This window comes from Micromonospora globispora (assembly GCF_003857015.1).
In the GTDB taxonomy this organism is placed as follows: domain Bacteria; phylum Actinomycetota; class Actinomycetes; order Mycobacteriales; family Micromonosporaceae; genus Micromonospora; species Micromonospora globispora.
This window is the reverse complement of the sequence record NZ_QGGF01000458.1, coordinates 1-11,696: the sequence shown is the minus strand read 5'-3', so window position 1 is coordinate 11,696 and position 11,696 is coordinate 1. Positions and strand designations below refer to the sequence as shown.

Here is an 11,696-nt window from a genome sequence, read left to right as displayed (position 1 = left end):
ACCCCGATCAGGGCGATCAGCAGCAGTGCGAGGATGCCCATCCTGCTGGGCATCCTCGCACTGCTGCTGATCGCCCTGATCGGGGTGGGCGGCAGGGGCGCGGTCGGGTTGACCGGCTCCTGGCGGGCGGTCGCGTCCTCGGCCCCCGTCTCGTCGGGGCGGGGCATCCGACGAGTTTCGTCGCCCGGCTCGCCGGCCGGCGGCAGCGGTCTGGTGGCGTCGGCGTTCGCCCCGGCCGGTGGCTCCTGACGCTCGTCGCTCATCGCACGTCCCTCCACCACCGGGCCGGCGCCCTGGCCCTCGACCGTCCAACCTAGCCGCCGGAGCGGCCATCGGCACCGATCATCGTGGCGAACCGCCCATCACGGCGTGGGCGACGGGGGCGTCGGGGAGGCTTCGGTCCCGCAGGAGAGGGCGACCGTGTCGTTCCACCGGGCCGGACTGCCGGCCGTCGGGTCCTGCGCGAGGACCGTACCGGTCCGGCCGGTGCGATAGCGCGGATACAGGCCCGCCTCGACGAGGTCGTCCGCCGCGTCGTGGCAGCCGTCGCCGATCAGGTCGGGGACCGCCACGGGCGGCGGTGGCCCGGCGACCCAGAGGGTCACCGTGACGCCCCGCCGGACCGGCGTACCGGCCTCCGGGTAGGTGCGCTCGACGGTCCGGCCGCTGCCCTCGCCGAAGACCAACCGCCAGCCGAGCTTCCGCTCCCGCAGCTTTGCGCGGGCGGCGACGAAGTCGGTGCCGATCAGCTTCGGCACGGTCAGCCCGGCAGCGCTGGTCCGTCCCGTCGTACCGGTCACCGGGGGCGTGCTGCGCGGAGAGTCGGTGGCGGCCGAGGTGTCGTCGGTCGAGGCGGGTGGGGTGGTGACGGCCGCGACCGGCGGGGCCGGCGGCGCGGAATCCTCGCCGGCCAGCAGCCAGCCGCCGCTGGCTCCGATCACCGCCAGCAGCACCACCGCCAGGCCACCGCCGAGCAACAGCCGGCTCCGCGCCGGCGCCGGGCCGTCCGCCTTCCCGGCTGCGGTTCCCTGACCGGGGTATCCGTCCGTCATCGCGTCCACCGCCTCATCCCCGGCGACCGTAACCGGCCCCGCCAAGCCCGCCGCCGCGGCGGGTTCCCGGCATACCGCCACGACTCGCCCCGCCGATCCCGGGACGTTACGCTCCCCGGCATGGCCAGACGAGGCTGGGGAGCATCCATCGCCACCGCGATGGGCGTCGCTGCCGGTACGGGCGCGGCCCAACTGGGCTTCGGCTACGGACTGGGCATCATCAACTGGACGCCGGCCGAGGTCTCCGCGGTCGATGCGGCGTGGGTGGCGAGCCTCGCCTGGGCCACCTGGATCTCCGCCACGTCCGTCGTCGCGGGCGCGGTCTGCGCGCAGCGCCTGCACGAGCGGGGCGTCGACGACGAGCGCGGCGGGACCGCGCGAAAGATCGCCCTGGCCGTCGCCGGGGCGGTCGGCGCGCTGATCACCGTGCTGCTGGTCGCCGTGCCGGCCCGGGCGGCCACCGTGCCGGACACCGTCGCCCCACAGAACGTCGCCGCCGGGTACGCCGGCGTCGGGCTGCTGGCCGGGGTGCTGACCGCGACCTGGGCGCTGCACTCGCGGGCGGCTGCCACCAACCTCATCGCCACGGTGGGCTGGCTCTGGCTGCTCGCCGTGGTCTCCGTGGTCGACGGGGTGCTTTCTGGACGCGGTCTGACCAGCGCCCAGCTCGGCATCTGGCAGATCAGCGCCGACAGCGACCGGTTCTGGATCCGGGACTACTTCTACTGGCCCGGAGCGCTCCTCGCGATGGGATCCGCGCTGGTGATCGGCACGCTGGCCGCCCGGCGTACCGCCCGGCTGCCGCAGCGGCGGGTTGGGGCCGCGGCCTCCGGCGCGGCCGGCCCGCTGCTCGTCGCGGTGGCGTACCTGCTGGCCGTGCCGAGGCTCGCGGCGATCGCCCCCGAGCAGGTGTCGGCCCACCTCATCGCCCCGTACGCGGTGATCGTCGGACTGGCCGGGTCGGTGCTGATGGCCGCGCTGGCCCAGCGGGCCGACCGCAGCGCCGCCGCAGCACGGGGCGGGGTGAGCATTCCGCGGCAGCGCACCGGCGAGCCGGAGGACCTGCCGACCGCGCACCCGGGGCAGCTCGACGACGAGCCGCCGGCCGACCGTGGGTCAAGGACTCTCGACGAGGCACCGACCGGTGCGCAGGCGGGCACCTCCGGAACCGGGTCGGCAGCCCCTCGATCTGCCGGAGCGAAGCGCGACACCGCGACGACGGGTGTGGCGGTCGCGGAGCCCGCCCCACCGGCCGGCCCGGCCACAGTTGGTGCCACCCGTCCGTCGGCCCGCCGCGGTCGCCCGAAGTCCACCGCTCCGACTGTCGACCCGGAAACCATGCCCAGCACCTCGCCCGAGCGCGCCGGCCAGCCGACATCGGAGCCGACGAAGCGGACGGCCACCGACCGCAGGGCCCCGGCCGCGGCAGAACGGACGGCGGCCGACCACACGGCCGCGACCGCGACCGGCACGCCGACCGGCCGGCTGTCGGCGGAGACGGAAACGGCGGAGGAGTCGGTCGAGGCGACCACGGTCGACCGGCCGGCGCGCGGCGGGACGACGGCTCCGACCACCGGCCCGAAGACCCGGCCGGGCCGCCGCGGCCGCTGATCGGCCGCTTCCCCGGCTTTGGCCCCTGCTGCGCTGCTGGTGGTGGTCCGGCCACCACCCGCCCGACCCGGCTACCCGTCCGGCTCAGCTACCAGCGACGACCGGCGTTTTCGCCGTACCTCGGCCGAGCCGGCGCGGCACGGATCCGGCGGTCAGTCGACCGGCCAGGTGTGCACCGGCTCGTTGCTGCGCTGGAGTTCGGCGTAGCGCTGGAGCATGTGGTGCAGCGCGGCGTCCCGGTCCCTGCCCCGGTGCCGCTCGGCCGCCCAGACCGTCTCGGTCTGCCAGACCGCGCCGTTGCGACCGGTACGGCAGCGCTGCTCGATGATGCCGAGCAGCCGGTCCCGTTCGGCCGGGGCGACGCCGAACCGGTCCAGCCCCTGCGCGGCCTTCGGCAGCAGGACGTCGAGCACCAGCTTGGTCACCGGCACCTCGCCGAGCCGGGGCCAGTGCAGCACGGCGTCCATGCCACGGCGGGCGGCGGCGTGGAAGTTCTCCTCGGCGGAGCTGAAGGTGAGCTGACTCCAGATCGGCCGGTCCGCCTCGGCCAGTCCCCGGGCCAGCCCGAAGTAGAAGGCGGCGTTGGCGAGCATGTCCACCACGGTCGGCCCGGCCGGGAGCACCCGGTTCTCCACCCGCAGGTGCGGGCGGCCGTTCATGATGTCGTAGACCGGCCGGTTCCAGCGGTAGACGGTGCCGTTGTGCAACCGCAGCTCGCTCAGCTCGGGAACCCCGCCGGCGTGCAGCACCTCGACCGGGTCCTCGTCCTCGCAGATCGGCAGCAGCGGCGGGAAGTACCGGACGTTCTCCTCGAAGAGGTCGAAGATCGAGGTGATCCAGCGTTCGCCGAACCACACCCGGGGGCGTACGCCCTGAGCCTTGAGCTCGTCGGGGCGGGTGTCGGTGGCCTGCTCGAAGAGGGCGATCCGGGTCTCCGCCCAGAGCTGCCGGCCGTAGAGGAACGGCGAGTTCGCGCCGACCGCGACCTGGACCCCGGCGATGGCCTGGGAAGCGTTCCAGTAGTCGGCGAAACTGTCCGGCGCGACCTGGAGGTGGAACTGCAGGCTGGTGCAGGCGGCCTCGGGGGCGATCGAGTCGTTGTGCGTCTGCAGCCGCTCGACGCCGCGGATGTCGAGTTCGATGTCCTCGCCCCGGGCGCCGACGATCTGGTCGTTGAGCACCCGGTACCGCTCGTTGGTGGAGAGGTTGTCCGCGATCAGGTGCCGCTCGGTGAGGGTGGGCAGGATGCCGACCAGGACGATCTTTGCGTCGGACTTCGCCGCACGTTCGTCGGCCCGGGTCAGGCTGTTGCGCAGGTCCTTCTCGTAGTCGGCGAAGCCGGTGCCCTCGATGAGCCGGGGCGGGGCGTTCAGTTCCAGGTTGAACTGCCCGAGCTCAGTCTGGAAGAGCGGGTCGGCGATGTCGGCGAGGATCTGGTCGTTGCGCATCGCCGGCTCGGCGACCGGGTCGACCAGGTTGAGCTCGATCTCCAGGCCGGTCATCGGGCGGTCGGCGTCGAAGCCGAAGTCGTCCAGCATCAGTGCGAAGACGTCCAGGCACCGCCGCACCTTCTGCCGGTAGCGGACCCGGTCCTCCCGGGAGAAGGCGCCCTGCTCGACGTCTCTGCCCATCTGTCCTCCCGGCGCGAGGCGCAACGGAACCGGATCGTTCCGGAACGCATTGTGAAGCATCCACGTTAAAAGCGCTCCCATCGCCGGACCAGAGTTCGGCGTCGCGATGCGCCCTCCGGCATCTCTACCCAGCCGGTACGCGGCGCACCCGACCAGCGGGAATCCACGAGTCGTGACAATTCCCACCCGATCCGGCGTACGCGAAGAGGCCCGCGCCGTCGTCGTTGACGGCGCGGGCCCCCTGGGTCGTGCGCGGAGATCAGGCCTGGCGAACGCCCTCGCCCTCGATCTCGATCTTGATCTTCTTGCCCACCAGGACGCCGCCGGTCTCCAGGGCGACGTTCCAGGTCAGGCCGAACTCCTCGCGGTCGATCTCCGTGGTGGCGGAGAAGCCGAAGATGTCCTGGCCGAAGGGGCTCCGACCGACGCCCTCGAACTCGACCTCGAGCTCGACCGGGCGGGTGACGCCCTTGATGGTGAGCTCACCGGAGAGGACGAACTCGTTGCCGTCCCAGGACTTCACGCCGGTGCTGCGGAACTCCAGGGTCGGGAAGTTCTCGACGTCCAGGAACTCCGGGCTGCGCAGGTGCGCGTCGCGGTCGGCCTGGGCGGTGTTGATGCTGGCCGCCTGGATGGTGGCGGTGACGGAGGACTGCATCGGGTCCTCCGCGACGGTGATCGTGGCGGTCGCGTCGGCGAACTCACCGCGTACCTTGCTGACCATCATGTGGCGGGCGACGAACCCGACCCGCTTGTGAGCGGCGTCCAGCAGGTAGGTGCCGGCCGCCGGGATGGTGAGGCCGCTCCACTCGCGGGTAACCGATCCGGTGCTGCTGGTCATGGTGTTGTCCTCCAGGAAGATTGTTTAGTAGCCCAACGGCTGACACAGCAACTATAGGCACAGCAATATTCCGTGTGTCAAGTACTGCTAGGATGGGCGCGTGGACGAGAACGTGTTCGACGATCCCCGGATCACCGCCATCGGCCTCCTCTTCGAGGCGTGCGCCGGGCTCTCGGCCCGGTTCGCCGCCCAGTTCGAGGAGCACGGCCTCTCCCCGGTCGAGTTCGAGGTGCTCACCCGCCTCGCCCGCTCGCCCGGCAATCAACTGCGGATGACCGACCTCGCCGCGCAGACCTCCCTCTCCACCAGCGGCGTTACCCGGGTGGTGGACCGGATGGAACGTGACGGCCTGCTCTGCCGCCGGGCGTGCCCCTCCGACCGCCGCAGCTCGTACGCGGTGGTCACCGGCACCGGGCTGGCCCGACTGGACGAGACCCTCCCCGGGCACCTGCGGATCATCGAGCAGTGGTTCACCGGCCAGCTCGAACCGGCCGCTCTCGAGGCCCTGCTCGACGGTCTGCGCCGGGTCCGGGACGCCGTCCATCCGGGCGCGACCGCCGGCAGCACCGAATCGACACCGGCTGCCACCGGGTGCTGATCCGGGTACCTCGCTCCGGCACCCCCGGTTCACCGGCAGAAAGACCGGCAGAACCATCCCGGCACCGGTCCATAAGCCCGCAGAAGAGCCCAAATAACCCGGCCTGAACGGCTAGTCTTCCGTCAGCGGGGGGGGCACCGAAGGGTGCCGGCGCGAGCGATGAGCGAGGGGCAACACCAGGGGGCTTCTTCGCTCGCGCCACCCCGCTCCCGCCGTCTACCGCGCGACCGGTCCCTCCGGCGCGATCCGGTCCCGGCGGGCCTCCGGCTCCGGGCGGGCCACCAAGGCGTACAGCAGCGTCTCCTCTTGCGGTAGCAGGCTGATCCCGCTCGACCGGCGCGCTCGGTCGAGCCGCTCCAGCACCGTCACGTCGGCGGTGCTCGCCGCCAGCCCGACCAGCGCCTCCACCACGTCCCGCCGGTCCTGGCCGTCCATGGCGGCCTCGGCCGCGGCGGCGAACCACTCGGCCGCCAGCTCCCGGTCGTCCCGCTGCAACGCCAGATGGCCCTCGATCAGCGCGCAGACCGCGTCCTCCGGCCGGACGGCCGCTAACCGGGCCGACAGTTCACGCTCCCGGCGACCACCTGCCGACTCCGCCGACCGGGGGGCGGGCACGGTCACCACCGCCCCCGCCGACCGCAGTTCGGCCACCACCTCCAGCGCCTCCGCCGCGCGGCCGTCCTGGGCCAGCGCCAGGCCCACCGTGCCGAGCACCCGTCGGCGGTGGCCGGGATCGCCCAGCTCGGCAAGTTCGGTCGCGACCCGGCGCCCCTGCGCCACCGCGTCGGCGTACCGGCCCTGCAGGCGGGTCACTTCGGCCAGATTGGCCCGGGCGAGTACCCGGAGCCGCTGCTCACCGCACTGGGCGGCCAGCCGGTCGACCACGGCCAGCCGACGCCGCGCCCCGGCGAGGTCGCCCACCCGGATGTCGTGCCAGGTCAGGTTGTTCTGCGCGACCGCCATGTCGCGCAGCCGGCCGTGCCGGGTCGCCAGCTCCACCACCGCCTCCGCGTGCTCGCGGGCCTCGTCGTGGTCGCCGGTGGCGTGCAGCAGCGCGCAGAGCACCGTCCGCGCGGAGAGCTCCCCGGTCACGTCGGCGGCATCCCGGAAGACGGCCAGGGCGGCCCGGGCGGCGGGCAGCTCCTCCACCCGGGCGCCGTGCTCGGCCGCCAGGCGGGCCACCCCGAGCAGCGCCCACGCCCGCAGCACCGGATCGGCGTCGGCGGTACGCGGATCGGCCAGCAACCGGCGCAGCCACTGCCGCCCGGAGGCGTCCCGCCCCCGGAGCCGCCACCACCGGGGCAGCGCCGCCGCCAGCCGGAGCGCGGTGACCGGGTCGTCGACGGCGGCGTGCGCCAGGGCGGCGATGATGTCGCTGCTCGCCTCGTCCAGGACGTGCACCGCTGCCGCGAGTTCGGGGCCGACCAGGCTGGGCGCGGTGCGAACCACCAGCCCGGCGATCACCTCGGCGTGGCGGCGCCGGATACGGGTCAGCTCCCCCGCGCCGGCCGCCTGCTCGATGGCGAAGTCGCGGACCGCGTCGACGAGTCGGAACCGGAGCGGACCAATGCCGCGAACGCTGAGCAGCCCCAGTTCGAGCAGCCGATCCAGCAGCGGTACCGGGTCGGCGGCCTCCCGGTGGTCGTCGGCGAGCAGATCCTCCGCCAGCTCCATCGACCAGCGGTTGCCGAAGGCGGCGAGCCGCCGCAGGGCGGCCTGTTCGGCGGGGTCGAGCAGTCGGTAGCTGGTGGCCACGGCCTCGCGCAGGGTCACCGCGCCGTCCGCCGGTTCCCACCCGGGCCGGGTGCCGGCCGCGGTGGGCAGGTCGAGGACCCGATCGCCGTACCGGTCGAGCAGCTCGGTGACGTCGAGGATCCGCCCACGGGCGGCCATCAGCTCGATCGCCAGCGGCAGGCCGCCGAGCCGACGGACCAGCGCGGCGACCGCCGGCACCTCCTCCGGGGCGGGCGGCTCGCGGCGCACCTGGGCGAGCCGGGTGGTGAAGAGCGCGGCCGCCGGCCAGCGGGCCAGTTCCGCAGGATCCGCCGCGGCCGTGCCGGCCGGCGGTACGTCGAGCGGGGCCACCGGCCAGACCCGCTCGCCGGGCAGTCCGACCGGGTGCCGGCCGGTGACCAGCACCCGAAGGGTCGGTGCCGCGGCGGTGAGCCGGTGCAGCGCCTCGGCAACCGGATCGGGGGCCCGTTCCACCGCGTCCAGTAGCAGCAGCGCCGGTCGTCCCGCGAGCCGGCCGGCGAGGTCGTGCAGCCGACTGACGCCGAAGACCCCGAGCGAGGCGGCGAGCACGTCCCCCGCGTCCGACCCCTCGCCGACCAGTACCCCGGCCACCCCGCCCGGATGGTCCGCGGCGACGGTGTGCCCGACGGCCAGGGCCAGCGCGGTCTTGCCGACACCGGCCAGCCCGACCAGGCTCACCACCGGATGGTCGGCGGCCAGCAGGGCGCCGATCTCGGCGACGTCCCGGTCCCGGCCGACCAGCGGGACCGGCTGCGGGAGCGTGACCGGCGCACCGGCCGGGGCGGTGGCGGTGACCGGAAGGTTCCGAGCAGCCGGCCGTGGCGCTGCGACGGACGACGGCCGGGCCGCGGCGACGAAGGCCGCCCTGCTGGGGGCGGTCAGGCCGAGGGCGTCGGCGAGCAGGTCGACCGTGGTGCGCTGCGGCCGCGACGAGCGGCCGCGTTCCAGGTCCCGGACGGTTCGCACGCCGACGCCCGCCCGGGACGCCAACTCCGCCTGGGTGAGGCCGGCGGCGAGCCGGTGCCCCCGCAGCAGCTCGGACAGTCCGGTACGACCGCCCGGGCTCGGCGAACGATCATGATCCGGAGTCATGGGCCCGAAGAGTACGGATCGGGTGCGACGGCCGGCACCAGAGCGTCGTCCAGCCGACGGTCCGCTGCGGATACCCGACAGAAACGCGACCCGTCCGGGCTCGACGCGCCCGGACGGGTCGACCGTTCCTCACATGCCGAGGTCGCGCGCGATGACCAGGCGCTGCACCTCGGAGGTGCCCTCGCCGATCTCCAGGATCTTGGAGTCCCGCCAGAAGCGGGCCACCGGGTACTCGTTCATGAAGCCGTAGCCGCCGTGGATCTGGGTGGCCTCGCGGGCGTTGTCCACCGCGATGGTGCTGGCGTGCAGCTTCGCGATGGCGGCCTGCCGCTTGAACGGCTCACCGGCGAGCATCCGGGCGGCGGCGTCGTAGTACGCCAGCCGGGCGGTGTGCGCCTTCAGCTCCATGTCGGCGATCTTGAACTGGATCGCCTGGTAGTTGCCGATCGGCTGGCCGAACGCCTGGCGCTCCTTGGCGTACTTGATGGACTCCTCGACGCAACCCTGGGCGAGACCGACGGCCAGGGCGGCGATGGCGATCCGGCCCTCGTCGAGGATGCGCAGGAACTGGGCGAAGCCCCGGCCGCGCTGGCCGAGCAGGTTCGCCGCCGGCACCCGGCAGTCGTCGAAGGTGAGTTCGTGGGTGTCCGAGGCGGTCCAGCCGACCTTGGAGTAGCCGGGCGCGACGGTGAAGCCGGGCGTACCGGACGGGACGATGATGGTCGACAGCTCCTTCGAGCCGTCCGGCTTCGTACCGGTGACCGCGGTGACGGTGACCAGCGTGGTGATGTCGGTGCCCGAGTTGGTGATGAACGCCTTCGAGCCGTTGATCACCCATTCGTTGGTCGACTCGTCCAGCACCGCGCGGGTCTGGGTGCCGCCGGCGTCCGAGCCGGTGCCCGGCTCGGTCAGCCCGAAGCCGGCCAGCGCCTCGCCGCTGAGCAGCTTCGGCAGCCACTGCGCCTGCTGCTCCCGAGTACCAAATTTGTAGATCGGCATCGCGCCGAGGGAGACCGCGGCCTCCAGGGTGATCGCCACGCTGGAGTCGACCCGGGCCAGCTCCTCCAGGGCGAGGCAGAGGGCGAAGTAGTCGCCGCCCATGCCGCCGTGCTCTTCGGGGAAGGGCAGGCCGAAGAGACCCATCTTGCCCATCTGCCGGATGATCTCGTACGGGAAGGTGTGCTTCTCGTAGTGCTCGGCGATGACCGGCGCGACCACCTCGCGGGCGAAGTCCCGCACGCTCTCCCGCAGCGCCTCTTGCTCCTCGGTGAGCCGGAAGTCCATGGGTTCCTCCTGTACGGACGGGTCCGCCGGGCGCTCGTGACGCCGGGGCGGTCGCTTGGGCGGGTCGGGTCAGACCGGGGTGACGCCGTGCCGGCGCTTGGAGAAGTGCCGCTCCTTGCCGCGGGCCGCGGCGAACCGGCGGACGATCTCGTCGCGCAGTTCGTGCGGTTCGACGATCGCGTCGACCACCAGCTCGCTGGCGAGCCGGACGATGTCGATGTCCCGCTCGTACTCCTCGCGCTTGGCGGCGACGAACGCGGCCCGCTCGGTCTCGTCCTCGATGGCCGCGATCTTGTTGGCGTAGACCGCGTTGACCGCGGCCTCCGCGCCCATCACGGCGATCTTCGCGGTCGGCAGAGCGATCGTGGCGTCCGGCTCGAAACCGGGGCCGGCCATCGCGTAGAGGCCCGCGCCGTACGCCTTGCGCACCACCACGCAGATCTTCGGCACGGTCGCCTCGGAGATGGCGGTGATCATCTTGGCGCCGTGCCGGATGATGCCCTGCTTCTCCACCGCGCTGCCGACCATGAAGCCGGGCACGTCGGAGAGGAAGAGCAGCGGCACGTTGAACGCGTCGCAGAGCTGCACGAACCGGGTCGCCTTGTCGGCCGAGTCGACGAAGAGCACGCCGCCCTTGAACATCGAGTTGTTGCCGACCACGCCGACGACCTCGCCGTTCAGCCGGCCGAAGCCGATGGTCAGCTCCTTGGCCCAGAGCGCCTGGATCTCGAAGAACGAGCCCTCGTCGAGCAGACCCTTGACGTACCGGCGCATGTCGAATGCCTGCCGCTCGCTGGCCGGGACGAGCGCGGCCAGGTCGACCTTCTCCGACGCGGGAACGGCCTCGGCGACCGGCGGCGGCTGGGTCCAGTTCGCCGGCAGGTACGACAGGTAGCGCTTCACCACGTCGAGCGCGTCGGCCTCGGTCTTGCAGAGGAAGTGCCCCACGCCGGACTCGGCGCAGTGCACCTTGGCCCCGCCCATCGCCTCGAGGGTGGTCTTCTCGCCGGTGACCATCTCGACCATCCGGTCGGAGCCGAGGTACATGCTGGCGTTGCCGTCCACCATGGCGACCACGTCGCAGAACGCCGGGATGTACGCCCCACCGGCCGCGCTGGGTCCGAAGAGGGCGCAGACCTGCGGGATGGAGCCGGAGGCGCGGACCTGGTTCCAAAAGATCTTTCCGGCGCCGCGGCGGCCGGGGAAGAGCTCGACCTGGTCGGTGATCCGGGCGCCGGCCGAGTCGACCAGGTAGACCATCGGCACGCCGGTCGCGTACGCCCGCTCGATGATCCGGATGATCTTCTCGACGGTACGCGCGCCCCAGCTGCCGGCCTTGACCGTGGAGTCGTTCGCCATCAGGCAGACCTGGCGGCCGTCGATGGTGGCGGTGCCGGTGACCACGCCGTCGGCGGGGAGGCCCTCGGCCAGGGCGTTGGCGTAGAGGCCGTCCTCGACGAAGGAACCCTCGTCGACCAGGAGCGCGACCCGCTCGCGGGCGAAGAGCTTCCCCTTGGCGGCGTTCGCCGCGTGGTACTTGTCCGCACCGCCGGCCCGGGCGCGCTTGCGCAGCTGCTCCAGTGCCTCACCGTCGAGCGTCACGCCGACTCCCTCGCCGCCTGCGCCGGCCGCCTCGTGAGCGGACCGACTGACCTGAACGATCGTTAGGTTAGCGCATCGGTGACCACCCCGGCGACCCGCGGCCCCGGCACCGATCCCGGCCACGGTGATCAAGAGGTTTGCGTCCACCCCGGGCCGGATTCCGGACGCAAACCTCTTGATCAACTCAGCGGGGTGGGGCGCGGTGGCCCCGGGCGGTTAGGAGGGGAGGG

Annotated in this window: 8 protein-coding genes and 1 pseudogene; 2 read left to right on the top strand and 7 right to left on the bottom strand. The window is 73.0% G+C overall.

From position 1 onward, the window contains the following. Together DKL51_RS24675 and DKL51_RS24670 are read right to left on the bottom strand one after the other, a co-directional pair. Positions 1–263 (bottom strand): annotated as a pseudogene (locus tag DKL51_RS24675) (hypothetical protein); the annotation flags it as partial. Between the two features lie 99 nt (positions 264–362). Continuing rightward, entirely contained in the window at positions 363–1,052 is a 690-nt protein-coding gene (locus DKL51_RS24670; RefSeq protein WP_109946687.1) for a PASTA domain-containing protein, read from the bottom strand. A 120-nt stretch (positions 1,053–1,172) separates the two neighbouring features. Here DKL51_RS24670 and DKL51_RS36650 point away from each other — a divergent pair, with 120 nt between their 5' ends. Then, positions 1,173–2,663: a hypothetical protein gene (locus tag DKL51_RS36650; RefSeq protein ID WP_260428656.1), complete on the top strand. Its 1,491-nt coding sequence runs from the start codon at positions 1,173–1,175 to the stop codon at positions 2,661–2,663. Between the two features lie 152 nt (positions 2,664–2,815). Here the strand turns inward: DKL51_RS36650 and DKL51_RS24660 are convergent, their stop codons facing one another. Beyond that, positions 2,816–4,294 (bottom strand): glutamate-cysteine ligase family protein, encoded by a 1,479-nt coding sequence (locus tag DKL51_RS24660; protein WP_124812559.1) that lies wholly within the window; start codon positions 4,292–4,294, stop codon positions 2,816–2,818. 259 nt (positions 4,295–4,553) lie between these two features. Continuing rightward, complete coding sequence (locus DKL51_RS24655) at positions 4,554–5,135, bottom strand: YceI family protein (protein ID WP_109946675.1); 582 nt, start codon at positions 5,133–5,135, stop codon at positions 4,554–4,556. A 100-nt stretch (positions 5,136–5,235) separates the two neighbouring features. Between DKL51_RS24655 and DKL51_RS24650 the strand changes: the two genes are divergently transcribed. Beyond that, entirely contained in the window at positions 5,236–5,733 is a 498-nt protein-coding gene (locus DKL51_RS24650) for a MarR family winged helix-turn-helix transcriptional regulator (protein WP_109946674.1), read from the top strand. Positions 5,734–5,949: 216 nt separating this feature from the next. On the opposite strand, the gene DKL51_RS24645 is transcribed toward DKL51_RS24650, so the two are convergent. From DKL51_RS24645 to DKL51_RS24635, 3 genes are all read right to left on the bottom strand, one after another. Then, positions 5,950–8,580 (bottom strand): ATP-binding protein, encoded by a 2,631-nt coding sequence (locus DKL51_RS24645; RefSeq protein WP_124812558.1) that lies wholly within the window; start codon positions 8,578–8,580, stop codon positions 5,950–5,952. 129 nt (positions 8,581–8,709) lie between these two features. After that, positions 8,710–9,864: an acyl-CoA dehydrogenase family protein gene (locus tag DKL51_RS24640; RefSeq protein WP_109965169.1), complete on the bottom strand. Its 1,155-nt coding sequence runs from the start codon at positions 9,862–9,864 to the stop codon at positions 8,710–8,712. A 69-nt stretch (positions 9,865–9,933) separates the two neighbouring features. Continuing rightward, complete coding sequence (locus tag DKL51_RS24635; protein WP_109946671.1) at positions 9,934–11,466, bottom strand: acyl-CoA carboxylase subunit beta; 1,533 nt, start codon at positions 11,464–11,466, stop codon at positions 9,934–9,936. Positions 11,467–11,696: the final 230 nt, after the last annotated feature.